This window comes from Nonomuraea sp. NPDC054003 (assembly GCF_055585125.1).
Genome location: NZ_JBVJKR010000012.1, coordinates 166,745 through 192,655, shown reverse-complemented (window position 1 = coordinate 192,655; position 25,911 = coordinate 166,745). Strand labels below are relative to the sequence as shown.

Annotated in this window: 19 protein-coding genes and 1 pseudogene; 14 read left to right on the top strand and 6 right to left on the bottom strand. The window is 72.5% G+C overall.

Annotated features, from left to right (window positions below; translation table 11 throughout):
* Positions 1-113: 113 nt before the first annotated feature.
* Together ACZ6YG_RS29875 and ACZ6YG_RS29870 are read left to right on the top strand one after the other, a co-directional pair.
* Positions 114-1,499, top strand: a complete 1,386-nt coding sequence (locus ACZ6YG_RS29875) for a glycoside hydrolase family 43 protein (protein WP_466019829.1) — start codon at positions 114-116, stop codon at positions 1,497-1,499.
* On the top strand, positions 1,496-4,222 hold the full coding sequence (locus ACZ6YG_RS29870) for a beta-L-arabinofuranosidase domain-containing protein (protein ID WP_466019828.1): 2,727 nt from the start codon (positions 1,496-1,498) through the stop codon (positions 4,220-4,222). Before ACZ6YG_RS29875 ends, ACZ6YG_RS29870 begins: the two co-directional genes overlap by 4 nt.
* A gap of 3 nt (positions 4,223-4,225) precedes the next feature.
* Here the strand turns inward: ACZ6YG_RS29870 and ACZ6YG_RS29865 are convergent, their stop codons facing one another.
* Together ACZ6YG_RS29865 and ACZ6YG_RS29860 are read right to left on the bottom strand one after the other, a co-directional pair.
* Entirely contained in the window at positions 4,226-4,504 is a 279-nt protein-coding gene (locus ACZ6YG_RS29865) for a cation:proton antiporter regulatory subunit (protein WP_466019827.1), read from the bottom strand.
* Positions 4,505-4,524: 20 nt separating this feature from the next.
* Positions 4,525-5,118, bottom strand: coding sequence for an SPFH domain-containing protein (locus ACZ6YG_RS29860; protein WP_466019826.1), 594 nt, complete (start codon positions 5,116-5,118; stop codon positions 4,525-4,527).
* A gap of 322 nt (positions 5,119-5,440) precedes the next feature.
* Between ACZ6YG_RS29860 and ACZ6YG_RS29855 the strand changes: the two genes are divergently transcribed.
* Positions 5,441-6,514, top strand: a complete 1,074-nt coding sequence (locus ACZ6YG_RS29855) for a glycosyltransferase family 2 protein (RefSeq protein ID WP_466019825.1) — start codon at positions 5,441-5,443, stop codon at positions 6,512-6,514.
* On the opposite strand, the pseudogene ACZ6YG_RS29850 reads toward ACZ6YG_RS29855, so the two are convergent.
* Positions 6,478-6,600, bottom strand: a pseudogene (locus ACZ6YG_RS29850) (hypothetical protein); the annotation flags it as partial. The gene ACZ6YG_RS29855 and the pseudogene ACZ6YG_RS29850 sit on opposite strands and share 37 nt — an antisense overlap.
* An 86-nt stretch (positions 6,601-6,686) precedes the next feature.
* On the opposite strand from ACZ6YG_RS29850, the gene ACZ6YG_RS29845 reads away from it, so the two are divergent.
* Together ACZ6YG_RS29845 and ACZ6YG_RS29840 are read left to right on the top strand one after the other, a co-directional pair.
* Complete coding sequence (locus ACZ6YG_RS29845; protein ID WP_466019824.1) at positions 6,687-7,733, top strand: iron-containing redox enzyme family protein; 1,047 nt, start codon at positions 6,687-6,689, stop codon at positions 7,731-7,733.
* Positions 7,734-7,838: 105 nt separating this feature from the next.
* Positions 7,839-8,747, top strand: coding sequence for a glycoside hydrolase family 16 protein (locus ACZ6YG_RS29840; RefSeq protein ID WP_466019823.1), 909 nt, complete (start codon positions 7,839-7,841; stop codon positions 8,745-8,747).
* 53 nt (positions 8,748-8,800) lie between these two features.
* Here ACZ6YG_RS29840 and ACZ6YG_RS29835 read toward each other — a convergent pair whose 3' ends face one another.
* From ACZ6YG_RS29835 to ACZ6YG_RS29825, 3 genes are read right to left on the bottom strand one after another with little or no spacing between them, the layout of a single operon-like run.
* Positions 8,801-11,590 (bottom strand): NACHT domain-containing protein, encoded by a 2,790-nt coding sequence (locus ACZ6YG_RS29835; RefSeq protein ID WP_466019822.1) that lies wholly within the window; start codon positions 11,588-11,590, stop codon positions 8,801-8,803.
* Positions 11,587-12,240: a hypothetical protein gene (locus tag ACZ6YG_RS29830; RefSeq protein WP_148033072.1), complete on the bottom strand. Its 654-nt coding sequence runs from the start codon at positions 12,238-12,240 to the stop codon at positions 11,587-11,589. Before ACZ6YG_RS29830 ends, ACZ6YG_RS29835 begins: the two co-directional genes overlap by 4 nt.
* 35 nt (positions 12,241-12,275) lie before the next feature.
* Positions 12,276-15,788 carry an nSTAND1 domain-containing NTPase gene (locus ACZ6YG_RS29825; RefSeq protein WP_466019821.1) on the bottom strand — a complete coding sequence of 1,171 codons (3,513 nt, stop codon included), beginning with the start codon at positions 15,786-15,788 and terminating at the stop codon, positions 12,276-12,278.
* 190 nt (positions 15,789-15,978) lie between these two features.
* Here ACZ6YG_RS29825 and ACZ6YG_RS29820 point away from each other — a divergent pair, with 190 nt between their 5' ends.
* From ACZ6YG_RS29820 to ACZ6YG_RS29780, 9 genes are all read left to right on the top strand, one after another.
* Positions 15,979-17,211 (top strand): helix-turn-helix domain-containing protein, encoded by a 1,233-nt coding sequence (locus tag ACZ6YG_RS29820; RefSeq protein WP_466019820.1) that lies wholly within the window; start codon positions 15,979-15,981, stop codon positions 17,209-17,211.
* A 144-nt stretch (positions 17,212-17,355) separates the two neighbouring features.
* On the top strand, positions 17,356-18,243 hold the full coding sequence (locus ACZ6YG_RS29815; protein WP_271277317.1) for a cupin domain-containing protein: 888 nt from the start codon (positions 17,356-17,358) through the stop codon (positions 18,241-18,243).
* Positions 18,243-19,481 carry a metal-dependent hydrolase family protein gene (locus tag ACZ6YG_RS29810; protein ID WP_466019819.1) on the top strand — a complete coding sequence of 413 codons (1,239 nt, stop codon included), beginning with the start codon at positions 18,243-18,245 and terminating at the stop codon, positions 19,479-19,481. Before ACZ6YG_RS29815 ends, ACZ6YG_RS29810 begins: the two co-directional genes overlap by 1 nt.
* Entirely contained in the window at positions 19,478-20,599 is a 1,122-nt protein-coding gene (locus ACZ6YG_RS29805; protein WP_466019818.1) for an L-2-amino-thiazoline-4-carboxylic acid hydrolase, read from the top strand. The genes ACZ6YG_RS29810 and ACZ6YG_RS29805 overlap by 4 nt, the downstream gene beginning before the upstream one ends.
* Before the next feature lie 46 nt (positions 20,600-20,645).
* Positions 20,646-21,932: a PucR family transcriptional regulator gene (locus tag ACZ6YG_RS29800; RefSeq protein ID WP_466019817.1), complete on the top strand. Its 1,287-nt coding sequence runs from the start codon at positions 20,646-20,648 to the stop codon at positions 21,930-21,932.
* A gap of 224 nt (positions 21,933-22,156) precedes the next feature.
* The gene (locus ACZ6YG_RS29795; RefSeq protein WP_466019816.1) at positions 22,157-23,062 is read left to right on the top strand and encodes an ABC transporter substrate-binding protein; all 906 of its coding nucleotides are present in this window, start codon (positions 22,157-22,159) and stop codon (positions 23,060-23,062) included.
* Positions 23,049-24,017, top strand: a complete 969-nt coding sequence (locus tag ACZ6YG_RS29790; RefSeq protein ID WP_219546250.1) for an amino acid ABC transporter permease — start codon at positions 23,049-23,051, stop codon at positions 24,015-24,017. Before ACZ6YG_RS29795 ends, ACZ6YG_RS29790 begins: the two co-directional genes overlap by 14 nt.
* Complete coding sequence (locus tag ACZ6YG_RS29785; protein ID WP_219546251.1) at positions 24,014-24,778, top strand: amino acid ABC transporter ATP-binding protein; 765 nt, start codon at positions 24,014-24,016, stop codon at positions 24,776-24,778. The genes ACZ6YG_RS29790 and ACZ6YG_RS29785 overlap by 4 nt, the downstream gene beginning before the upstream one ends.
* A 24-nt stretch (positions 24,779-24,802) precedes the next feature.
* Complete coding sequence (locus ACZ6YG_RS29780; protein ID WP_397197884.1) at positions 24,803-25,846, top strand: agmatinase family protein; 1,044 nt, start codon at positions 24,803-24,805, stop codon at positions 25,844-25,846.
* The last annotated feature ends 65 nt before the right edge of the window (positions 25,847-25,911 follow it).

Genomic DNA, 25,911 nt, shown 5'->3' with positions numbered 1-25,911 from the left:
ATGTACTCCGCGACGACGCACCCACCGGAGCAGGCCATGTGGTTCGGCGGAAAGAAATGGTAGCGCTAACACATGCTGTGGCCGTCCGCTCCGATCTAGCCAAGGAGCCCTGGATGTCCCTGAGCCGCAGGCAGTTCGGCAAGGCCGCCCTGGCCTCGGCCGCGCTGGCGGCCACCGGTGTGGCCGGTTTTCCCCGCGCGGCGCAGGCGGCCGGCACCGCCTACGTGTTCGCGTACTTCACCGAGTCCCCCAACCAGTCGGCCGCCGACTACGGCCTGCACCTCGCGGTCAGCCGGGACGGCCTGAACTGGGCGCCGCTCAACCAGAACAACCCCGTCGCGACTCCGACCGCCGGGCAGCAGGGCCTGCGCGACCCCCAGATCCACCGCAAGCTCGACGGCGCCTTCGTGGTGATCGCCACCGACCTGAAGGGCCTCGACTTCGGCACGACCAGCCAGTATCTGCACGTCTGGGACTCGGCCGACCTGACCGCCTTCACCGGCTACCGGCGGCTGCGCATGCACACCACCAGCGGCCACACCTGGGCGCCCACGGTCTTCCGCGACGCCTCGCGGGGCCAGTACGGCATCGTCTACTCGTTCAACACCGGCGGCCGGGACATCCTGGCGGTCAACTACACCAGCGACTTCCAGTCGGTCAGCGCCCAGCAGCCGTTCTTCAGCCCCGCCTTCAACGTGCTCGACGGGGACATCGTCGTCGACGGCGGCACGACGTACCTCTACTACAAGAACCTCAACGACGGGAACCTCTACGGCGCCCGCTCGGCCACAGGACAGCCGAACAGCTTCACCACGTACACCGGCGGCCTGCGGATCGGCAACGCGATCGAGGCGCCGCTGCTGCAGAAGACCAACGAAGGCGGCTGGCGGCTGTGGGGCGACTCCTTCAGCCCGGTCAACAACGACTACTACCTGTGGTCGTCGTCGAACATCGGCGCCGGCGCGTGGACGGCGGCCAACCAGCGGGACTACACCCCGCCGCTGAACTCCAAGCACGGCTCGATCGCCTCGATCACCGACGCCGAGTACAACGCGATGGTCGCGCGGTGGGGGCTGCCGAACTGGGTGCGGCTGAAGTCGTACAACTTCCCCGACTATTTCGTCCGGCACGCCGACCGGGTGGGACGCATCGACCCCTACCCGTTCGACCCGCACCAGGATCAGTTGTGGCGGATGGTGCCGGGGCTGGCCGATCCGGCCGGGGTCTCGTTCCAGTCGGTGAACGTGCCGGGCAACTACCTGCGGCACAGCAACTACGCGGTCCGGCTCGACCCCGACGACGGCTCGTCCGTGTTCCGCGCCGACGCCACCTTCCACCGCGTGGCCGGGCTGGCGGACGGCGGCTGGTCGTCGTTCCGGTCGCACAACTTCCCGACCCACCACCTGCGGCACCAGGGGTACGTGCTGCGCATCGACCCGGTCAGCTCCTCGTCGAGCGCCACCGACCGCCAGGACGCGACCTTCCGGGTGGTCTCATGAGCGAGATCAGCCGCCGCCGGCTCTTCCAGGCCACGGGTGCCGCCGTCGCGCTCTCGGCCGCCGGCCAGGTGGCCGGCGGCTCCCCCGCGTCCGCGGCCGCGCTGCCGTGGGCCAGATCCGACATCGGCGTCTCGGCCCACGCCTTCGACCTCGGCCAGGTCCGGCTGACCTCCGGGCGCTGGCTGGACAACCAGAACCGCACCCTGAACTACCTGCGCTTCGTCGACGTCGACCGGCTGCTGTACGTCTTCCGGGCCAACCACCGCCTGCCGACCGGCGGCGCCGCGGCCAACGGCGGCTGGGACGCGCCCGGTTTCCCGTTCCGGTCGCACATGCAGGGCCACTTCCTGACGGCGTGGGCGCAGGCCTACGCCGTGCTCGGCGACACCACCTGCCGGGACAAGGCCGTCCACATGGTCACCGAGCTGGCCCGGTGCCAGGCCAACAACGCCGCCGCCGGGTTCACGGCCGGTTATCTGTCGGGCTTCCCCGAGTCCGACATCACCGCCGTGGAGAACCGCACGCTGACCAACGGCAACGTCCCGTACTACTGCATTCACAAGACGCTGGCCGGGCTGCTGGACGTGTGGCGGCTGATCGGCGACACCCGGGCCAGGACCGTGCTGCTCGCCCTGGCGGGATGGGTGGACACCCGCACCTCGCGGCTCGGCGCGAGCCAGCTGCAGGCCATGCTCGGCACCGAGTTCGGCGGCATGAACGCGGTGCTGACCGACCTGTACCAGATGACCGGCGACTCCCGGTGGCTGACCACGGCCCAGCGGTTCGACCACGCGGCCGTGTTCAACCCGCTGGCCGCGGGCCAGGACCAGCTCAACGGGCTGCACGCCAACACGCAGGTGCCCAAGTGGATCGGGGCGGCCCGCGAGTACAAGGCGACCGGCACCACCCGCTATCGCGACATCGCCGCGAACGCCTGGTCGATCACCGTCGGCGCGCACACGTACGCGAACGGCTCCAACAGCCAGGCCGAGCACTTCCGCGCCCCGAACGCGATCGCCGCCCACCTGACCAGGGACACCGGCGAGGCGTGCAACACCTACAACATGCTGAAGCTGACCCGGGAGCTGTGGCTGCTGTCGCCGACCCGGGCCGACTACTTCGACTACTACGAGAACGCCCTGCTCAACCATCTGATCGGGCAGCAGAACCCGGCCGACGCGCGCGGGCACGTCACGTACTTCACCCCGCTCAACCCCGGCGGGCGCCGGGGCGTCGGCCCGGCCTGGGGCGGCGGCACCTGGAGCACGGACTACGACTCCTTCTGGTGCTGCCAGGGCACCGGCATCGAGACCAACACCAAGCTGATGGACTCGATCTACTTCTACGACGGCACCACGCTGTTCGTGAACCTGTTCGCGCCCTCCACCCTCGACTGGAGCCAGCGCGGCATCACGGTCACCCAGACGACCTCGTACCCGGTCGGCGACACCACGTCGCTGCGGGTCACCGGCGAGGTGGGCGGGACGTGGACGATGCGCGTCCGCATCCCGGCGTGGACCCAGGGCGCGACGATCAGCGTCAACGGGGTGCAGCAGAACATCCCTGTCAGCCCGGGCAGCTACGCCGGCCTCACCCGGTCGTGGGCGCCGGGCGACACCGTGACCGTGCGGCTGCCCATGCGGGTGGTCATGAAGGCCGCCAACGACAACCCTGGTCTGCAGGCCGTCACCTACGGCCCGGTCGTGCTGTCGGGCGACTACGGCAACACCGGCCTGTCGTCCGCCCCGGTCCTGGTCCCCTCGTCGATCACCCGTACGAGCACCTCGTCCCTGGCCTTCACGGCGACGGCGGGCGGGGCGACGGTGCGGCTGGGGCCGTTCCACGACGCGCACGGCCACAACTACGTCGTCTACTGGAACACCGGCGGTCAGGGCGGCACCGGCTCCGGCTTCCGGCTGCTCAACGCGGCCAGCGGGCTGGTCCTCGGCATCCAGGACATGTCCACCGCCGACGGCGCTCCGGCGCTCCAGTGGACCGACAACGGCACCGCCGACCACGACTGGGTCCCGATCGTCGACAGCGACGCCCTGCGGTTCCGCAACGCGCACAGCGGCAAGGTGCTCGGGGTCGAGAACATGTCGGCCGCCGACAACGCCCGGGTGGTCCAGTGGGACGACAACGGCACCGCCGACCACCGCTGGACGGTCACCGACACCGGCGACGGCTCGGTCAAGATCCGCAACGTCCACAGCGGCAAGCTGCTCGGCGTGCAGAACGGCTCGACGGCCAACGGCGCCCCGGTGGTCCAGGACTCCGACAACGGCGGCGCGGACAACCGGTGGCGGTTCGTGCCGAGCGGCGCCCGGCGCGTCCAGAACGTGGCCACCGGGATGGTGCTCGGCGTCACCGGCATGTCCACGGCAGACGGCGCGCTCGTCGTCCAGTGGGGCGACACCGGCACCGCCGACCACCTGTGGACGGCGGTCGTCGACACGGGCGGCTACCTGCGGCTGCGCAACGGCCACAGCCAGAAGGTGCTGGGCGTGGAGAACATGGGCACCGCCTCCGGGTCGCGCGTCCTGCAGTGGACCGACAACGGCACGGCCGACCACCGCTGGCGGCTGCGCCCCGGGCCGGGGGCCGCCTTCCGCATCCAGTGCGCCAACGGCGGCCGGGTCCTCGGCCTCGCCGGGACGTCCCAGGGCGCGCAGGTCGTGCTCGCCGACGAGGGAGCGGGCAACACCCTCTGGAGGTTCCTCTGAGGGCTACGCGGCGGCGGCCAGGCGGCGTTCCACGGCGGCCAGGCGGCGTTCGACCTCGGTCAGCCGGTCTGCCGTGGGACGGCCGCGCAGCAGGTCGGCGAGCTGGTCGGCCTCCTGCTGTTCGAGCTCCACGGTGTGCGCGGGCGTGTCGGGGTCCGCTTCGTCGTAGAGCAGGAGGGTGCGTCCGGCGGGAGTGACGATGACGGCGAGGTGGTCTCCCCGCCAGGTGTCGGTGTGATGGACGGTCCCTATGCCGGGGATGGTGTTGCTCGTGATCTTCATGGGTCTCCTTCCCTGTGACGTCATGCGGGCAGGCTCTCCTGCCGCCGGTCGCCCCTGCCCCACGCGATCAGATCGGCGCTGAGCGGGACCTGGATGTCGGTGATGTCGAGCAGCGTGACGCGTATCCCCCACTGCCGGGTCGTCTCGCTGACCTGGGCGGCCAGGTCGGCGCCCGCGCCGGCGACCAGGGCGGGGAGTTCGGCCAGGTCGAGCCGGGCGATCTCGCGTCGCAGCACGTTCTCGGCGACGATCGTGGTGGCCGTCAGCGGGCCTTCCACCGCCGTCGCGAAGCGGACCGGGTCCTCGACGGCCGCCATGACGCCGGCCCGCACCCGCACGCTCACGCCGTCACGGGTGACGGCCTCCTTGCCGAACACGTCCAGCCCCGCCGTGCGCAGCGACACCCGTACGTCGCGCTCCAGGATCGGCCAGACGACCGCGAGCCCCGGCCCTCGGACTCCCGTCACGCGGCCCAGCCTGCGCACCACCAGCCGCTCGTCCTCGCCGACGACGCGCACCACCCGGGCGATGAGCGCGGCGAGGAGCAGGAGGCCCAGCAGGAGCCACACGGCCGGCGCCTGCCACGTGACCGTCTGACCGTCCAGCGCGAACATGCCCTCATCCCCTGTCGACCTGGCTCGTCGTCGGCGCGAACCTCGTCACTTCAAGGAATTTCGAGCAATCGGGTCCGCTCACTTACCAGTTTGGCCCAGGAACAGGAATCCGGCTATCGGGGCCGGCACCCATTTCGCGGGGGCAAGACTATGTAGATTGTCGAATTCCACGGTGTAGCCGCACGTGGGGGCCGGGATTCAAGAGCCGGTCAACCGGTGAGCATTCTAACCTCGATTTATTCCCGGCACGCATCGGCCGTCGTTTCCTGAGGGCCTTCCCGGGTACGGTGCGACCGGCATGAGGGATGGAAGACGCCGCCTGATGGATTACGTGCTCCCGCTGCGCTGGGAGGACGACTCCGGCCTGGAGGAGCTGACCGCCTACCTGCGCGCCCTGAGCCGCCGCGTACGGGTCGTCGTGGTCGACGGTTCTCCCGCGCCGCTGTTCGAGCGCCACGCCGCCGCCTGGCGCGGCCTCGTGACGCACGCCCGCCCGGACACCGATCTGCTCCGCGCCAACGGCAAGGTCGGCGGCGTGCTGACCGGCATGCGGCTGGCCCGCGCCGAGCATGTGATCATCGCCGACGACGACGTGCGCTACGACGAGTGGGCCCTGGCCAGGGTGGATCGTCTCCTGGACGAGGCCGAGCTGGTCCGGCCGCAGAACTACTTCGCGCGACTGCCCTGGCACGCCCGCTGGGACACCGCCCGCACCCTGCTCAACCGCGGTCTGGGGGCCGACTATCCCGGTACGTTCGGGGTGCGCCGCTCGTTCTTCGCCCGGATGGGCGGCTACGACGGCGACGTGCTGTTCGAGAATCTCGAACTCATCCGTACCGTACGCGCGCACGGCGGCAGGGAGCTGCGCCCGCTGGATCTCTACGTCCGGCGCCTGCCGCCCGACGCCGCCCGCTTCTGGAGCCAGCGCGTCCGGCAGGCGTACGACGACCTGGCGCAACCCGGCCGCATGGCGCTGTTCCTGTCCGTGCTGCCGGCGCTGGCCTTCTGCCTGCTGCGCCGCCGGTATGTCCTGCCCGTGGCGGGCGCCGTACTGGCCGTGGGGGTGGCGGAGGCGGGGCGGCGCAGGGCGGGCGGGCGGCGCGTCTTCCCGGGCACGTCGTCGCTGTTCGCCCCGGTCTGGATCGTGGAGCGGGCGACGTGCGCCTGGCTCGCGGTCGGGGCCGCCGTGTGCGGCGGCGTGCCGTACGCCGGGCGCAGGCTCCGCCGGGCGGCCCACTCCGTACGGTGGCTGCGTCAGGCCGGGGCCTCGCGCTCGCTGGGCGCCCGGAAGCCGGCCACCTTGTGCGAGCCGTCGCAGAACGGCTTGACCGACGAGAACCCGCACCGGCACAGCGCGACCGTCGCCCGCCCCGCCGGGATCGGCACGCCGTCCTGAGTCACCAGCTCGAACGGCCCCCGGATCAGCAGGGGCCCGTCCTCGCAAGGCGTCACCGTCACCACGTCATCTCCCTGATGCGACATCCCACCCCTCTTCCCGGCGAAACAGGAGGGACACCCGGGTTTTGCGCGTCGGTCCCCGGGCAGTTCCCGGGCGAGAAGGGGGACGCGTGACAGCGGTTGATGCCAGGAGGGCCAGGAGGGAAGGTCGCGGCGCCACCGGGCGGGAGCCGGCCACGAGGCTGCCCGCTCCGCGCGGGCCGGTCACCGCGACGCTCTTCGACCGCCTGACCCGTCCGCCGGACGACAGCCCGATTTCGCTGGACGTCACCGGCGCCGAGCTCTGCGACGACGACTTCCAGCTCGCCCTGTTCGCCTGCTACGAGCTGCACTACCAGGGCTTCGACGACGTGGACGAGCGCTGGGAGTGGGCGCCGCCGCTGCTGGCCGCGCGCATGGAGCTGGAGCGGCGCTTCGAGGAGACGCTCGCGGCGGCCGTGCCCCGGCCGCCGCTCGACGGCCCGGTCGAGGTGCGGCGGGCGCTCAGGGAGCTGACCGCCGACGACGACGGCCCCTCCCTGTCCGCCTTCCTGTCCCGCCGGGCCGGCCTGGAACAGTTCCGCGAGTTCGTCATCCACCGGTCGATCTACCACCTCAAGGAGGCGGACCCGCACACCTGGGCGATCCCCCGCCTCCGTGGCCGGCCGAAGGCCGCGCTGGTGGAGATCCAGGCCGACGAGTACGGCGGCGGCCGGGCCGAGCGCATGCACTCCGAGCTGTTCCGCGCCACCATGCGCGGCCTCGGCCTGGACGACTCCTACGGCGCCCACCTCGGCCGCGTGCCGGGCATCACGCTGGCCATCTCCAACGCCATGTCGCTGTTCGGCCTGCACCGGCGGCTGCGCGGCGCCCTGATCGGGCATCTCGCCGCGCTGGAGATGACCTCCTCCCTGCCCAACCGCCGCTACGCCATCGGGCTGCGCAGGCTCGGCGGCGACGACACCGCCGCGCTCTTCTACGACGAGCACGTGCAGGCCGACGCCGTGCACGAGCAGATCGCCTGCCACGACCTGTGCGAGAACTTCGCCGCCGAACACCCGTGGCTGGCCGGAGACGTCCTGTACGGGGCGGCGTGCGCGCTGCGGCTGGAACGCCTGTGGGCCGAGTACGTCCTCGGCCGCTGGGACGCGGGGCTGACGTCGTTGCGGCATCCCTGACGAGGGCTCGCCGATCTTCGTTCCGTGAGGCATACTGTTGCCGCCTTAACAGTGATCATTGACTCACGTGCGGGCACTCTGTGGCGGAACCGGCAAAGGAAACAGATGTCTGATCATGGCGTCGACCGGCGTAGATTTCTGACCGTCTCCGGCCTGTCCCTGGGGGTGGCGGCCTTGCCCACCGGCGCTACGGCCGCGACCCCGTCCCCTTCTCCCGCCCGTGCCGAGACGTGGGAGAACATCATCGAGAAGTCGTCCTTCGACAGCTGGACGGCCTTCGACCGGGAGTGGAACCGCCTCTATCCCTGGGGAGGCGACGACGACACCCACAACGGCGCCGCCCGGATGCACGCCGGCCAGATCTCACTCTCCGGGGGCGTGCTGACCCTGAAGGCGACCCGGCTGGCCGCGGCCGACGGGACCAGCCCGCACAAGCCGTACGCCCCGCTGTGGTACCGCTCCGGCGCCATCCACGCCAAGGAACAGATCATCGTCAACGACCAGTTCCCCGAGTACGACATCGAGGGCGAGTTCAGCGCCCAGACCGGGCCGGGCATCTGGCCGGCGTTCTGGACGACCGGGGAATGGCCGGCGTGGCCGCCGGAGACCGACATCCTGGAGTACGTGGGCGACTCCACCAACCTCTTCAACACCTGGAACAAGACCTCCAGCGGCGATGAGGGCGAGGAGGCCGGCGACGACTACTTCGTCACGCGGGAGCGGGTGCCCGTCGCGGACCCGGCCGCCTGGCACAAGTACCGGGTCTGGATGTACAAAGACGGCGACGACGTCGGGCTGGACTACTACCTCGACGGCTCCTGGGTGGCGACCCACAAGGGCGAGAACTGGGCCGGCGTCCCGCAGTACCTCATCATCAACCTGCAGATGGGCTCGTACGCGTCCGGCCTGGACGGGCCCGGCGACCCCGGCTGGAGCCAGCAGCTGCCGGGGCCGACCGGCGACACCCACCTGCGTGCCCGCAACGTCTGGGTGGGCCGCACCCGCGCCTGGTGACCGGCCGCCGTTCGGGAACTCCCCGCGTGTCGGATCTTCGCCCCGTTCCGGCGTCATCTGTCGCCGGGAGTCAGGAAGTCCTGGAGCTCGCGGTGCCGGAACTGGTACGTGGCGCCGCTGACGCGCAGCAGGTTGGCCTCGCAGGCCCAGTCGAGAAAGGCCCACAGCCGCAGCGGCAGCAGGCCACGCGCGGCCGCGACGGCCAGGCCGATCATGGTGCGGGCCCAGGCGACCGCGCCGAAGGCCAGGCCGAAGGTCACGCCGCCGACGAGCGCGCACAGCAGCGACGCGGCGACGTCGTGGTTCATGAGGAACACCAGGAAGGCCGCGACGCCGCCGATGAGGCCGAAGGCCAGCCCGATGACGGCGTTGCGGTGCAGGGCCTCTCGCGGGTGGGCCAGCTCCGCGTCCTTGCTCCAGCCCCCGGTGGCGATCGTGAAGACGACCCCGAGCGCGAAGGCGAGGACGAAGGCGGCGGCCACCCCCGCGGCCAGCGGCAGCGGACCGGCGCCGGCCAGCCGCAGCGGCGGCAGGCCGGTGAGCGCGCCGCACAGCCCGAAGCCCAGCAGGGTGAGGGGTTCGGCGCGGATCGCCTCCGGCACGGTCATGCGCTCGGCTCCCGGCCGGCCGGCCGCCGTCAGCCCGATCACGGCGCCCAGCACCAGTCCCCCCGTGCCCCCGGCGACGACCGCGAAGCCGGGACCGAAGGCCCTTCCCCCGGTCAGCGCGAGCCCGGTCAGCCCTCCGAGCACGCCGACGGGCACTCCCCCCAGCGCGCCCACCAGACCGCCGGTGACCCGGCGCCGTCGCGGCACCCCGGTCCGCCCACCGGCGGCGGCCGGCCACGGCGCCAGCGACAGCACGGTGGCGATGCCCACCCACCCCGCCATCAGCGCCAGGGTGAGCGACTGATCCGGGAGCTCACCGGCCGCCGAGCCCGTCCAGAACGCCAGCATCGCGATCACCGCGAACACCACACAACCCAGACTGTGCAGCACCCGCACCCGCCGCCGCCCCCCGATCGGCCACAACAGATGAGGCACAAGATCGATCGCCGTCAACCCAGGCGCCATCCGCCCCACCCCAACACCACGCCCCACCCGCCCACCCAGGTGTGGGCCAAGGCCGGGCACCGACCCGCCCACCCCGGCAGCGCCACCCACTCGCCCGCGCGGGTGAGGGCCAAGGCCGGGCGGCGGCCCGCCCGTCTCGGCACCGCGACCCGCTTGCCCGCGCGAGTGGAGGCCGAGAGGCCCGTCCGCCTCCGCACCGCGACCCGCTTGCCGCAGGTGAGGGCTGAGACCGGACGTCGGTCCGTCCGTCTCGGCAGCGCGGCCCACTTGCCCGCGCGGGTGGAGGCCAAGGCCAGGCGGCGGCCCGTTGCGGTGCCCGCGTAGGTGGGATAGGAAGCCGGGCTTCGGTCGGTCCGCCTCGGTGGCGAGGGTGGACTGGTCGTGTAGGTGGGTGGCCAGGCGGACGAGCCATGCTCGGACCTGGTCAGGGCGGTAGGGGGTGCCGTGGGGGGTGCGGGGTGCCAGGTGGGTGGCCGCAGGCACGTACGCGTCCAGGAGCCTTCCGGCGATCAGTGCCGCTCCGGCGGCGGGGTCGGCGTCCGGGTCGGCGTGGAGCAGGTCGTCGGGGTGGCCGCCGGACTCCACGGCGGTCACGGTCAGCAGCAGCCGCCACGGCGTGGCGAGCGCGGCGTGCACGGCCTCGCCCGCCGGCCCCGACAGCGCCGCGTGGACGGCGTCGCGGTGCGGGGCGAAGGGGTGGCCGTCCGGCCAGCGGGCGCGCAGGTAGGTGCCGATCTGCTCGGTGTTGAGGTGTCTCAGCCTGATCAGGGCGGCGTTGTCCAACCCCGCCCCGGCCGCGCGCAGCTCGGCGTGGCGGTCGGCGCGGCAGGTCACGACGACCGCGCCCGGCCGCCGCCCGGAGAGGTCGCTGTAGCGGTTGAGCTCGGCGAGCAGCCCGATCGCCCGGCGCGGCGGACCCGACGACGGCTCCGGGTCCAGCTCGTCCAGCCCGTCCACCACCGGCAGCACCAGGCGGTCGCGCACCAGCCGGTGCGCGTCCCTGGCCGCGAGCCCGAACTGCTGCGCGAGCTGCTCGGCCAGCCAGGACTCGAACGGCCTGCCCAGGGTCCACCGGGCCGCGTTCAGGCGCACCGGCACCGGCCGGTCCCGGCCGGGCCGTCCCCCCAGCAGGGGCTCCAGCAGTTGCAGCACCAGCTCGACGGCGAGCACCGTCTTGCCCGCCCCCGACTCCCCCACGACCAGCAGGCGCCGCGGGCGCAGCCCGCCGAAGAACCGGCCGATCGCGTGCAGGTCGTGCGCCGCCCCGCCGCCCGAGGCGTCGTCAGGGCCGAAGGGAAGCGGCGCGAGACTGTACCCGCCGAGCAGCCCTTTGCGTGCCCGGTCCTCCTCCCGGAGCACGCGCCGGGCCAGCAGCCGGACGGCGGGATCGGGCGGGGGGACGTCGGCGGGGGGCGGCTCGGGCGCGGGGGCGGCCGGTTCGGCCAGGGCCGCCCTGGCCGCCCGCCAGCGTTCGAGCTCGGCGGGGATCAGCTCGGGCGGATGGTCGCAGTAGTGGAAGCAGGCGGTGACGAAGGCCCGGACGAAGTCCCACCGGGGCAGCCTGTCGGTCTGCCGCAGGACGTGCGAGGTCGTGCTCTTCGGCAGGGCGTCGACCTTGGTCCCGTCGGCGGTCGACGTCTGACCGCCGAGGACGCGCAGCCTGCTCAGGGACGGCTCGCCGGCCCACTGCCTGAGCAGGGCCAGCGAGCGTACGAAGTCCGCCGTGCCGGCGGTGCCGGGGCCCGGCGGGCGGGGACGCTCCGCGGTCATCCGTCCCCCGTCCGGACCAGCGACCACGCGAAGCTCGCGCGGCCGCGCCGCGGCCACCGGCCGGCCACGCACCGGCCCTCCAGCGTCTGGACGTGGCGGCACTCCATCAGGAAGTTGCGCGCCTCGTCGGCCTCGACGAGTTCGCGGCCGACGGCGATGGGCACGAACCCGTGGCGGGGGATGTAGACCCATCGGCCCCGGTCCCAGTCGTAGGGGTCGAACCAGCGGTGGCGCACCGTACCCGACACGCGCACCTCCGGCCCGTCCCTGGTCAGCACGAACGACCCGTGCGAGCGCAGCAGGCTCATCCTGCTGACGTAGAACAGCTCCGTGCCGATGAAGGCGTTGATCCGCGCGTCCCAGTGGTCGTGCGACCAGCTCGACCCGCCGTCGGGCAGCAGCCCCGCCTCCCGGGTGAGCTGCCGCTCGAACCGGCGCTGGTTCCTGCGCTCGGCCTTCTCGATCACCCGGAACGAGCGCAGCCACCGCGACGACATCGTCCTGGACGCGCCCGCGCCGTCCATGAAGTGCTCCAGGAAGTCGGACGCGATCGGGTGGACGTCGCGGCCGCCGTCGATGATCGAGCGGAACAGCGCCACCAGCTCGGGGACGGGCCGGTCCGTCCGCCGCCGCAGTCCTCGCAGGAACATGCGCGCTCTCCCCCCGAGAGGGCCCGGCTCCGGGGTCATGGACACGTCCGGCGGTACTCTTCCTCCTGCACGTGGTTCTCCCATTCCTCGCGGGTGAGGGCGCGGCCCGCGTTGGCGCACGCCGCGGCCACCAGGTCGGCGGGGGTGCGGACGTTCCAGAGCCGCGCGGCGCCGTCGCCGCCCACCGTGGCGACGGACGCCCCGTCAGGGCCGTAGGCGACGTCGGTCACGCCGCCGGTGTGGCCGGTCATCGGCGCTCCGAGCCTCCGGTGGATCCGCAGGTCCCAGAGCTGCACGCCGCCGCCCGCCGAGCCGGTGGCGAGGATCCGGCCGTCGGGGCTGAACGCGAGCGCGCCGGTCGCCCCGTCCTCGTTGATCAGGGCGATGCCCGCCGGGCGGCGGCGTCCGACGTCCCACAGCCGGACCGCGTCGTCGGCGGCCGTGTAGGCGAGCGTCCGGCCGTCGGGGCTGAACGCCAGGTCGTTGACCAGCCCGCCGGCGGCGGCGGGCGGCGAGCCGGGGATCTCGCGGCGGGTGGCCACGTCGAAGAGCCGCACCCGCTCGTCGAAGCCCGCGCTGGCCAGGGTCGCGCCGTCCGGGCTGATCGCCATCCCGGTGACGACGTCGGTGTGGCCGGGGACGCGCAGGCGCGGCCCTGTCTCCCCGCGGCGGGCGAGGTCCCAGAACGCGATGTCCTGACCGACCTGGACGGCGGCGAACCTGCCGTCGGGGCTGAGCTCGGCCACGCCGTCGAGGGCCTGGTCGTGGGCGAGCTCGCGGCGGCCCGCGACGTCCCAGAGCCGCAGGCCGTCCACGCCGGAGGTCAGGAGCGTGCGGCCGTCGGGGGTGAACTCGATCGTGGCCACGGAGCGGCGGGTGCCCGTCGGCCTCATCGGCGGGCCCGCGGGCCGCTGGGTGGCGGTGTCCCACAGCTGGATCGCGGGATCCTTCTCGCCGGCCGCCCCGGCGGCGAGCGTGCGTCCGTCGGGGCTCAGCGCGACGGCCGAGCGCGCGGGCACATGGGTCCCGATCTGCTGGCGGATCCGCGGGTCCGCCAGGCGCACCACGCCGTCCAGGCCGGCCGCGGCGAGCAGCGTCCCGTCCGGGCTGAACGCCACGCATTCGAGGACGCCGACGTTGTCGGCGAGCGTGAGGAGCCGCCGGCGGGCCGCGGTGTCCCACAGGACGGTGCGGCCGCTGGCTCCCGCTGTGGCGATCCGGGTGCCGTCCGGGCTGAAGGCGATCGCGGTGAACCCGGCGGGGTGGTCCTTGAGCTCGCCCGTCCGCTCGCGCGAGGCCAGGTCCCACAGCAGGGCGGTCCTTCCCTGGCTGACGGTGGCGAGGGTGGCGCCGTCCGGGCTGAGCGCGACGTCGAGGACGGTGTCGGCCTGCCGGGCGACGGGTTCGCCCCGCGGGCGGGAGGTGACGGGGTCCCAGAGCCGTACGGCCCTGCCTCTCGCGACCGCCATGACCGTGCCGTCCCGGCTGAAGGTCACCTCGCGGACGATGTTCGCCAGCTCCGGCCCGTGGTCGGGGCGGCCCATCGGAGGGCCGTGCGGGCGGTGCGTCGCGGCGTCCCACTGCCGGACGACACCTCTGAAGTCGCCGGTCACGAGGGTCTTCCCGTCGGGACGGTACGCCAGCGCCGACACGACCGCTTCGTGCTCCAGCGGCCGGCCCAGCTCGCGGCGGGTGGCCACGTCGTAGAACCGGACGCTGCCCGCGCACGCGGTGGCCAGCGTGCGGCCGTCGGGGCTGAAGGCCAGGCGGACGTCCGAGCAGTCGTACTTCGGCCGGGTGATGGGCGCGCCGAGCTGCCGGCGCGACGCGGTGTCCCAGAGCCGCGCGGTGCCGTCGTCGCTTCCCGTCGCGATGGCGGAGCCGTCGGGGCTGAACGCCAGCGCCATGACGCCGCGCGCGTGCCCGGTGAGTGTCCCCCTGCCGGTGCGGGTCGCCGCGTACAGGACGCGGTTGCGCGCCTCGTCGGTCGGGGCGATGTCCCACGCGGCCACGGCCAGCAGTGAGGAGAGCGTGGCGTCTCCGGTGACCTCGCTCTGCGCGGCGAGCTGGCGCGAGATCGCCACCGCGCGCTGCCGTACGGCCTCGTCGGCCGCGGCGACGGCGGCGCCGGCCGCGCAGAGGGCGAGCACCGACAGCACCGACAGACCGCCCATGACGAGACGGCGGCGGCGGCTCACGCGCCGTGCCTCCCGCACGGAGGCCGTGATGAAACTCTCCGCGGTGGGTCCCGGCGGGGGGAAGCTGCCGGGGTCGCGGTCCCAGCGGGGCCTGCTGTCCTGGACGGCCAGCAGCCGGGGGCCCCGGTAGAGGAAGGCGGGGTCGCGGTGGTTCTCGGCCCACTGCCCGGCGGCGTCCAGGAGCCGGTCGTACACCTCCTGCGCGGCGAGGTCGGGTTCGAGCCACTGCCGCAGGGTGGGCCAGGCCGTCAGGAGCGCGTCGTGGGCGATCTCGACGGAGTCCTCGTGCAGGGTGAGCAGGCGGCGGCCGGCGAACGCGGACAGCAGCGCCGCGACCCGCTCCCCGCCCTCCCCCGGGCGCGCGGACGCGGCGGCGTGCAGCTCGGCCAGCGTCGCCGCGCGCCGCGCCGGCCGGCCGCCGGGGGTGATCACCATCATCCGCCGGAAGATCCTGAGCGCGGCCTTGCGGTCCTCCGGTGGCAGCTCGCCGAGCGCCTCGTCGGCCGTACGTCGTACGGAGTCGCGGACCCGGCCGGACTCCTCGTAGCCGCGGACGGTCAGGGTGCGGCCCTCGCGTCGCTCCCAGGTGTTGCGCAGCGCCTGGGAGAGCAGGGGGAGGGCCGCGGCCCCGTAGCGATCGCCCGCCGACGGCCCGGCGCGCAGCTCGGCCAGGATGATCTCCACCAGGCCGGGTTCGAGCTCCAGGCCCGCCGCGGCGGCGGGGCCGGTGATGGCCAGCCGGAGGTCCGGCTCCGTCATCGGCTCGACGATCACCTGGCCGTCCTGGATGGCCTCGGCGAGATGCGGATAGGCGGCGCAGCGTTCCCAGTAGTCCGCGCGCACCCCGACGATCACCGCGGCGCCTCCGGGGCGAGCCGCCATGGCGTGCAGGGCGCCGACGAACGCCTGGCGCTCCCGCTCGTCGGTCACCAGGGTGAACAGCTCCTCGAACTGGTCGACCACCAGGACGAGCCGGCCGGGCGGCCGCGGGTCGTCACGCAGTGTCCGCCCGATCTCCTCCGGGTGCCCCCCGAACGCCCGCGCCCAGGCTTCGGAGAGCGCGCGGAACGGCCGCGCGGTCGGCGTGACGAGCAGGCGCGGCCAGTCGTGCGATCCGGCGAGCGCCGGCATCAGCCCCGCCCTCAGCAGCGAGGACTTGCCCACGCCCGAGGCGCCGGAGACCAGCAGAACGGTGCCGTGGTCCGTCAGCCGCCTTCTCAGACGGCCGAGGAGGTCGCGGGTCGCCCTCGTACGGCCGAAGAACAGCTCGGCCCTCCCGCTCTCGAAGGGCGCCAGACCCTGGTAGGGGCATAGATCGTGCGCATGGCCGTGATCCTCCCGCTCGCCCATGGCGCTCATTCTGGTCACTCGCCGCCGCTCCCATCAATCGCATTCGAACGGGGATCCGGGATGGCCCGGCCCGTCCGATTCCGTCCGATGTCGTCTCACCAGTGGCCTGAACAGCGTGGACACGGTTTCGATGGTCCTCTCTGTCCGCACCGGCAGGGCTGACGAAATCGAACCGGGGGGTGTCGGAACCGTGGGGGATCCCTGTGCCGGGATGTCCTTGGGGGCGTTGCTGCGCGGGTGGCGGGAGCGCGCGCTGCTGACCCAGGAGCAACTCGCCGAACGGGCCTGTCTCAACGTCAGAACCGTGCGCCGCATGGAGAGCGGCGCCCTCCTGCGGCCGCGCGTCACGTCGATGCTGCTGCTGGCGGAGGCGCTGGAGCTGAACGGCGCGGACCGGGCGACGCTGAACGCCGCCGCCCACGGCCGGCCCGGCCCGGCGGTGGCGGGGCCGCCTCCGGTGACCGTGCCCCGGCAACTGCCCGCCGACGTCGCCGCGCTGGCCGGCCGGGATCGGGAGCTGGCGGTCGTGGAGGGCCACCGCAGCGCGCACACGGTGCCGGTCGTCTGCGTCAACGGGATGGCGGGCATCGGCAAGACGGCGCTGGCCGTGCACGCCGCGCACCGGCTCGCGCCGCTGTACCCCGACGGCCAGCTCTTCGTGGACCTGCGCGGCCACGCCCCGAAGGCGCCCGTCGAGCCGGGCACGGCCCTCGCCCGCGTGCTGCGCACCCTCGGCGTCCCGGACGAGCACATCCCCTGGCACCCCGACGACCGCGCCGCGCTCTACCGCAGCGTGCTCGCCGGACGCAGGGTCCTGATCGTCCTGGACGACGCCGCCGGCGAGCACCAGCTCCTCCCGCTGCTGCCCGCGGGGCCGGGATGCCTGGTGATCGTCACCAGCCGCCGCCGCCTGACCTGTCACGGCGACGCCCGCGGCCTGTCGCTGGACGTCCTGCCGGTCACCGCCGGGATCGCGCTGTTCACCCGGCTGGCCGGCCTGGACCGCCGCGCCCCGTCGGACGTCCTGGCGGAGGTCGTGCGGCGCTGCGGGCTGCTCCCCCTGGCCATCCGCATCGCCGCCGCCCGGCTCAGGGCGCGCCCCGCCTGGGGGGTGCGGCATCTGCTCGACCGGCTGGCCTGCGACCGGCTGGCCGAGCTGGCGGACGGCCCGCACAGCGTCGCCGCCGCCCTGGACCGGTCGTACGATCGGCTGCCGGACGAGCAGCGGCGGGTGTACCGGCTGCTGGGCTCGGGCGGCCGCGCCGGCTTCGGCGCCGACACGGCCGCCGCGCTGCTGGACACGAGCATGCCGCGGGCGCGGCGGCTGCTGGACCAGCTGATGGACGCCCACCTCCTCCAGGAGACGTCACCCTGCTGGTACCGGATGCACGACCTGGTGCACGACCACGCCGCGGCGCTGTGAGCGGCAGTCGGCGCGCTCGACAGATGTTGTGCCCCGCGCCGGATGCACACGACGAATACCCGGTCCCCCCGCTCCCGCCCCCGGCCTAGCATCGTCGGCGAAAACGGGTCTTGTGCCCGATAACTGTCGCACTGGGAGCTTTTGTTGCCCGCTTCGATGCACTTCCCGCGGTCTGTCGCCTCGGTCTCCGGGGACAACCTCCACCAACTGCCCGAGTTCCGCGACACGCGGGTGCTCGGCCTGCTGCCCGACACCCTCGGGGCCGACGCGGACATCACCTTCGGCGAAGTCACGATCGCGCCCGGCCAGGTCGTGCCCACGCACAGCAACGGGCACGCCGAGGCGATCTTCATCGTCGAGGGGACGCTGCGGCTCTGGCGTCCGGGCGGCTCGGTGGAGCTGTCTGCTCCGGGCGCCGCCTATTTCCCGCCCGGGGAGGCGCACTCCATCGCCAACATCGGCAGTGAGCCCGCGCGGTTCCTGGTCGCCTACGCCACCGGCGGCCACGACAAGACCGTGACCTCGCGGCTGCTGCCCGACACGGCGCTGGAATCGGGCGTGAACCCGAACACCGCCCCGTCCACGGGCCTGTTCGACCGGTGGGCGGTCGCCGAGGACATGGTCTCGTGGGTCCCCGTCGAGCCGTCGAAGGGGATGCGGCTGCGCTGCCGCTACCTGCTCGAACCGGCGAACGGCACCAAGGAGTTCGTGATCGGCACGGCGGGCGTCGACCCGCACCTGCACTACACGATCCACCGGCACGCCCCGGCGGAGATCTACCACGTGCTCGAAGGCACCGCGACGATCTACGTGGGCGACGACGGCTACGAGGTGGCGCCGGGTGACACGGTGTACGTGCCGGCGTGGGCGCCGCACGGCATCGACACCGGCGACTCCGAGCTGCGCATGTACTGGTTCTACACGCTCGACGCGTGCGACGGCGCCTGGGCGTGGGAGCCGCTGGAGCCGGTCTACTCCACGCCGCCGCGCCGTCCGCTGGAGACGGGCCCGCGCCGGGGGTTCCACGTCTGATGGCCGGCATCCTCTTCGCCGGCGGCCGGGTCTTCGACGGCACGGGCGCGGCTCCCGGGCGGGCGGACGTGCTCGTCGAGGACGGCGTCATCGTCGCGGTCGGCACCGGCCTGGCCGCCCGCGACGACGTCCGGGTGGTCGACGCGACCGGGAAGATCGTCCTCCCCGGCCTGATCGACACGCACGTCCACCTGACGCTCTCCGACATCAACCTGGTGAACCGCGTCTCCGACCCGTTCTCGCTGCACTTCTTCAAGACAGTGGTCAACTGCCGCAAGACGCTCGAAACCGGCATCACGACCGTGCGGGACGCGGCGGGCGCCGACCTGGGACTGAAGCAGGCGCTGTCACGCGGCCTGATCGAGGGCCCGCGCACCCTGATCGCGGTGAACATGATCAGCCAGACCGGCGGGCACAACGACGGCCACCTGAGCTGCGGCGTGAACCTGGCCCTCTTCCCCGAGCATCCGGGTGTGCCGTCGGGGATCGCCGACGGCCCCGAGGAGATGCGCAAGACGGTGCGCACGATGCTGCGCGCCGGCGCGGACGTGATCAAGGTCGCCACCACGGGCGGCGTGCTGTCGCCCGCGGACGATCCGCGCCACGCCCACTTCCGCCCGGACGAGCTCGCCGTGCTGGTGGCCGAGGCGGACGCGGCCCACGTCCACGTGATGGCGCACGCCCAGGGCGTGGAAGGCATCAAGAACGCCGTACGGGCCGGAGTCCGGTCCATCGAGCACGGCATCTTCCTCGACGACGAGGCCATCGAGCTGATGCTGGCGCGAGGCACCTGGCTGGTGCCCACCCTGATCGCGCCCATGTCGGTCATCGAGGCGGCCGAGCGCGGCGAACTGCACGAGCCCGCCGTGCTCGACAAGGCGCTGGAGGTAGCCTCCGTACACCGTGAGGCCGTCACCAGGGCCATCGGGGCGGGCGTCAACATCGCGCTCGGCACCGACACCGGAATCGGCCCGCACGGCGACAACCTGCGCGAGCTTCAGCTGCTCGCGGAGTGCGGCCTGCCCCCGTACGCGGTCTGGGCGGCGGCCACCTCGCGGGCCGCGGAGCTGCTCGGCCTCGCGGACCGGATCGGCCGCGTCGCGCCGGGACTGACGGCGGACCTGGTGCTGCTTGAGGGCGAACTGACCGATCTGTCAGACCTGCGGGGCCGGGTGGCCGAGACGTGGCAGTCCGGCCGACGCGTGTACGAGCGAGGAGAGGACGGCACACTCCGATGACCGCCGACGACATCACGGGGTCCGGCACGCACGACCAGGGAGCGTCGTCTCTGGCGTCGCTGCGGTCCTTCCAGGACTACCACTGGCTGATGCTGAAGGTGTTCCACGAGGCCGTGGAGAGCCGGCACGGGACGCGGGGCCTGGCGGCGATCGCCCGGGGAGTGCGCCAGGAGGGCGTCTTCCGCGGCACGGCCATGCGCGATCAGCCCGCCTCGTTCGTCACCGGCCGCGACCCGGCCGCGCTGCTCGAACACTGGGACAGCGGCGAATGGGAGCTGGCTGCCGCCGAGGGCGAACTCTCGGTCGCCACCGACGGGCCGGCCGTCGTGCTGACCCTGCCGGAGGCCCCCGGCCGCGCGTACCTGACCGAGCTGATCGGCGAGACCGCCGCGCTGTCCGCCCTGGGGCTCTACTGGCCCGAGCTGACGGCCGGCATCACGGCGGGCTACGGCGCCGGGGTGGTCCTCGAAGCCGACGACGCCGCCGCGCGGCCCTGGCGCCTGCGCGTCACGGGCGCCGATCCGGTGCGGCGCGTGCCGCGCCTCGGCGCGCTGGCGGCGGACCCGGTCCGGCTGATCGAGGTGAACCGGCGCACCACCGGCCTGCTCGCCGCCATGCAGATGTACGTGTCGCGCGAGCTGGTGAGGGCCTACGACGCCTCCGGTGAGGAGACGATCCGGCAGGCGGCGTACCGGTTCGGCGCCGACAGGGGCGGCGTCATCAGGGACCGCATGCTCGCCCTCGGCAAGCCGCTGACCATGGCCAACTTCGGGAGCACCGACGGCCTGCAGGAGCGCGACCCGAGCGAGGCGGTCTTCGTCTTCAAGGAGCGCCAGCACATCAGCGACGGGGCCTACTACCTCGACTGCACCTACTGCCCCCTGGCGGAGGTCTGGGCGTCGGAGGGCGAGGAGGGGCTGCGGCTCGGCTACCTGTTCGACTCCTCCAACCACCGGGGGCTGTTCCAGGGATACAACCCGGAGACAGAGGTGCGCTGGACGTCGGTCAAGTCGCGCGGTGACCAGGTCTGCAGGTTCCGCTTCACCGTTCCCTCCCTGCTCACCGAGGACGACCCCACACCGGAGGAGTTCGACCAACTGGGCCATATATCGCTTTAACGGCTTTTTGTCCAAATCACGGGGTTATGCCCCTTACGATGACGGCATGATTGCCGAGTTGCAGCGCATCGCCGACCGGTTGGGGGCAGCCCTCGACCGGCCGGTGGCGATCGACGACATGCAACTCCGGCAGTACGTCTACACCTACCACCCCAGCGGCAACGACCCGGCCCGCGAGCAGGCCATCCTGCGCCGTCACGCCGGCCCCGACATCCTGCGCTGGACCGCCGTGCACCGGGCCCAGGAACGCAGGGGCGCCTTCCTGCTGCCGGCCAACCCCGCCATCGGGATGACCTGCCCGCGCTGGGGCGCGGTCGCGCGGGCCGGCGGCAAGGCCGTGGCGTACATCTGGGTGCAGGTCGACGATCCCGAGCTGTCGGAGCAGCGGCGACGGCGGATCGAGGCCGCCGCCGAGAGCGTCGCCGAGGTGTTCCAGCGCCAGCGGCACATCGACGAGCTGCGCAGCCTCAGCGAGCGGGAGAGCCTGATCCGGTTGCTGTCCGACGACGCCGAGGCCCGGGTCCGCGCGGTCGAGCGCATCGCCGACGCGGACATCTTCCGGCACGAGTGGCCGGCCGCCGTGGCGGTGTTCCTGCCCGTCTCCGGCACCGGGGCGGGGCTGGGCGAGGCGGAGCGGTCGAGCCTGTCGGCGGCTCTCGAATCGGTGCGGATGGCCCTTCCCTCACGGCAGACCCTGAGCCTGGTACGCCAGAATCACGGTCTGCTGGTGATGGCCAGGCCGGACGACGGAGCGGTGCCGAGGCACACGCTGGACCAGAGGTTCGCCGAGACGGCCCGGGAGAAGATCGAGCTGGCCCTGCCGGCAGACGGTTCGTTCACCGTCTGGGCGGGCGTGGGCTGCGCCTACCCACAGCTCACGGAGCTGGTCTCCTCCTACCGGGAGGCGCTGCGCGGCGCCCAGGTGGCCGCCTCGCTGGGCAGCATGGCCAGGACCGTGCACCACACCGGTCTCGGGGTGTACTCGCGCATCGCGCAGCTCGTGAACGACCAGCCGGAGGAGGTCGTCCTCCATCCCGGGATCCGCCTGCTGATCGACCGGGAGAGCACGGGAGCCCCGCTGGCCGAGACGCTGGAGGTCTTCCTCGACAACGCGGGCGACGTGGCGCGCTCCGCCCAGCGGCTGCACCTGCACCGCGCCTCGCTCTACGGACGGCTGCGCCGCATCGAGGAGATCACCGGCCTGGACCTGGGGAACGGCAACGACCGCCTGGTCGCCCATCTGGAGCTGAAGCTGGCGCGGCTCATGCGGTTGCGCACGCCGTACGGCACGGACACGACCGGCACCGGCATCTCCGCGTTAGGCGACGCGTAGCCGAGCGGCCGGGTGAGCCCCGGCCCCGACACGGCCGGTCTCGTTGACAAATGTCGTTCCCCACGCTCCGACGTGCAACATCTGTCGGCAGTCAGCGGAATGTCACTCTGCGAGGATTCCGGCAATCCCACCCGTGCTTGGAGGTTCGATGACTGCTCCCAACCGGATCCCGCCCCGGCGGGTGCTCCGCGCTCCACTGACGTGTTCCAGGTAGGGGGCGGACGATGAACAGGACGATGAGGCTGCTCGGCCTCGCGCTGAGCGTGACGCTCGCGCTGACCGCGTGCGGGAGCGGCTCCGGCGACGCGGCCGGCGGCGGCGAGACCACGACCAAGCCCGCCGGGACCTGGGCCAGCGCCGATCCCGCGCTGGCCGAGGAGCTCAAGGCGGCCGGGTTCACCGGCGAGATCAAGGGCGCGACCGACCTCACGATCGGCATGCCGTGGGCGGTGGAGGAGAACGGCAAGCCGACCGGGCTCGACATCGACCTGGCCGAGGCCCTGGGCGACGTGCTGGGCACCAGGATCGACCTGCAGAACACCAGCTTCGACAGCCTGATCCCGGGGCTGGCGGCGGGCCGCTACGACGTGACGATCTCCGCGATGCTGGACAACAAGAAGCGTCAGGAGCAGGTGGACTTCGTCGACTTCATCATCGACTCCTCCGGCTTCGTCGTCCCCGCCGACAGCGACATAGACGACCTGACGCTGGAGACCAGCTGCGGCCGGACCATCGGCGTGGTGCGGGGCAGCGCCGAGGAGATGTACCTGTCCGAGCAGAGCACCAAGTGCGAGCAGGAAGGCAAGCCCGCCGTCAAGCTGCAGGTGTTCCAGCAGCTCCAGCAGGGCATGCTGGCCGTCACCAGCGGTCGCATCGAGGCGCTGTGCGGCGACAGCCTGCAGAACTCCTACCTCCAGGCCCAGCCCGACTCCAAGATCAAGCCGGTCGGCGAGCCGATCAACGAGGCGCCGGTGGGCATGGCACTGCCGAAGGGCAGCAAGCTCGTGCCGGTCCTGCAGAAGGCCCTGCAGAAGCTCGTCGACGACGGCGCCTACCTCAAGATCCTGGAGAAGTACGGCGTCGCGGACGGCGCGCTGACCAAGATCACTGTGAACGATGCCCGCAGCTGACCGTACCGCCATCCTGGACGGCGGCGAGGGCGGAGACCCGCGGGGACACGGCGACGACGTGCGCGCCGTGCCCCTGCGGCATCCCGGCCGCTGGGTCGCCGCGGCCGTCGTGCTCGTGGTGGCGGTGGCGGTCGTCTCCTCCCTCGTCACCAACGAGCGGTTCCAGTGGGACGTCGTCGGGCAGTACTTCTTCTCCTCGGCGATCCTGTCCGGCCTGTGGACCACGCTCTGGCTGACCGCGGTGTCCATGTCGATCGCGGTGGTCCTCGGCATCGTCATCGCGCTGATGCGGCTGTCGCCCAACCCGGTGCTGAAGGCCGGCGCGAACTTCTACACGTGGTTCTTCCGCGGCACCCCGCTGCTCGTCCAGCTGATCTTCCTGTTCAACATCTCGGCGCTCTACCCCGTGCTGACCGTCGGCCTGCCGTTCGGCCCTCAGTTCTTCGAGATCCCGGCCAACGACATCCTCACCCCGGCGCTGGTGGCCATCATCGGGCTGTCGCTCAACGAGGCCGCGTACATGGCCGAGATCGTCCGCGGCGGGATCAACTCCGTCGACCACGGCCAGACCGAGGCCGCGCAGGCGCTCGGACTGCGCCGGTCGGTCATCATGCGGCGCGTCGTGCTGCCCCAGGCCATCCGCGTCATCCTGCCGCCCACCGGCAACGAGACGATCTCGATGCTGAAGTACACCTCGCTGATCAGCGTGATCGCGATGCCGGAGCTGCTCTACTCGGCGCAGGTCATCTACTCGCGGACGTACGAGACGATCCCGCTGCTGATGGTGGCCAGCCTCTGGTACCTCATCGTGACCAGCGTGCTCACGCTCGGCCAGACCTACCTGGAGCGCAGGACGTCGCGTGACCGGCGGACCCCCGAGACCTTCCTCGGCGGCGTGCTGCGCCGCCTCCGGCCGCACGACACGCGGGTAGCCGCGGGGAGGGCACACCCATGACGACACCCGCGGTCCGCATCCGCGGCGTCCGCAAGTCCTTCGGCAGGCTGGAGGTGCTGCGCGGCATCAACCTGGACGTGTACCCCGGCGAGGTCGTCTGCCTGATCGGGCCGTCCGGCTCGGGCAAGTCCACGCTGCTGCGCTGCGTCAACCACCTGGAGAAGGTGGACGGCGGCCGGATCGAGGTGGAGGGCGAGCTCGTCGGCTACCGCCGCAAGGGCGACAAGGTCTACGAGCTGAAGGACCGCGAAATCTGCCGCAAGCGTGAGCAGATCGGCATGGTCTTCCAGCAGTTCAACCTCTTCCCCCACATGACCGTCCTCGGCAACGTCGTCGAGGCGCCGGTACGGCTCGGCAAGGCCCGTCAGCGGGAGGCCGAGCAGGCCGGTCGCGAGCTGCTGGCCAAGGTCGGCCTCGCGGAGAAGGAGTCGGCGTACCCGAGGCAGCTCTCCGGAGGCCAGCAGCAGCGGGTGGCGATCGCCCGCGCGCTGGCCATGCGCCCGCGGCTGATGCTCTTCGACGAGCCGACGTCGGCGCTGGACCCGGAGCTGGTGGGCGACGTGCTGTCGGTGATGGGCGGGCTGGCCCGCGACGGCATGACCATGATCGTGGTCACCCACGAGATGGGGTTCGCCCGCGAGGTCGCCGACCGGGTGGTGTTCATGGACCAGGGGCGGCTCGTCGAACAGGGCCACCCTTCCGAGATCTTGGAACGCCCGAGCCACGAACGGACCCAGGCCTTCCTGCGCCGGGTCCTCTAGCTCGGATCGAGTGAGGAGACAGTGATGACCGCACGCGAGGCGTGGCTGCGCGCGCACGAGGTGACGCACCTCAAGGAGCCCGGCATCGTGCTCAACGGCAAGTTCGAGGACCGTTTCGAGCCCAGGGTGTGGAACTGGCTGCGCCCCTGGGACTTCGACTCGTCCTTCGACGTCGGCCTCGTGGGCGTGGGCCTGTCGACGACGTCGATCCTGCCGACGAGCTGTTTCGCCGCGCCTGACGCGCTGCGCCTGTCCACGCCGTCCTTCACCACCTACAGTCCCGACTTCGACGTGGATCTGGCCAGCATGACAGCCCGCGATCTGGGCGACATCGCCGTGCCGGTGCTGGACCAGTACGAAGGGCTGCAGCGGATCGAGGACACCATGTCCGCCCTCTGGCGGGCCAGCGGTGACTCGTTCCTGGTGCTGATCGGCGGGGACCACGCCATCACGGCGCCGGCCGCCCGCGCCTTCGCCCGCACGCACCCCGGGCAGAAGCTCGGCCTCATCCACTTCGACGCGCACAACGACGTACGGGTCATGGACCACGGCCCGACCAACGGCACGCCGATCCGCCAGCTCCTCGAATCCGGTCTCCCCTTCTCCGGGAAGAACCTGGTGCAGGTCGGCATCCACGGCTTCATGAACGCCAGCTACTACAAGCGGTGGGTGGAGGGGCACGGCGGCACCATCATCACCGGCCGCCAGGTCCGCCGGGCGGGCATCGACGCCGTGATCGAGCAGATGGTGCAGGTCGCCGGCGACGGCACCGACGCGATCTACGTCACCGTGGACGTCGACGTGCTGGAGCTCGGCTACGCGACCGGCACCGGCGCGGCCACCCCGGAGGGCCTGCACCCGGTCGACCTGTACGAGGCGCTGTACGCGCTGGGCCAGCACCCGAAGGTGGCCGCGATCGATTTCGTGGAGCACGATCCGGCGCGGGACGTGTCCACGATGACGGGCCGGACCATGACCGGCGGGCTGCTCAGCTTCCTCGCCGGCCTCTTCCTGCGCCGCAACGACGGCTGGCGCGGTTACGACCCGACCCCCATCACCGACGACTGACCGTATACGCCTCCGGCTCGGCCGGCCGCGTGGGGCCGCTGGGCCGGAGGGTCGCCTTGGAACCG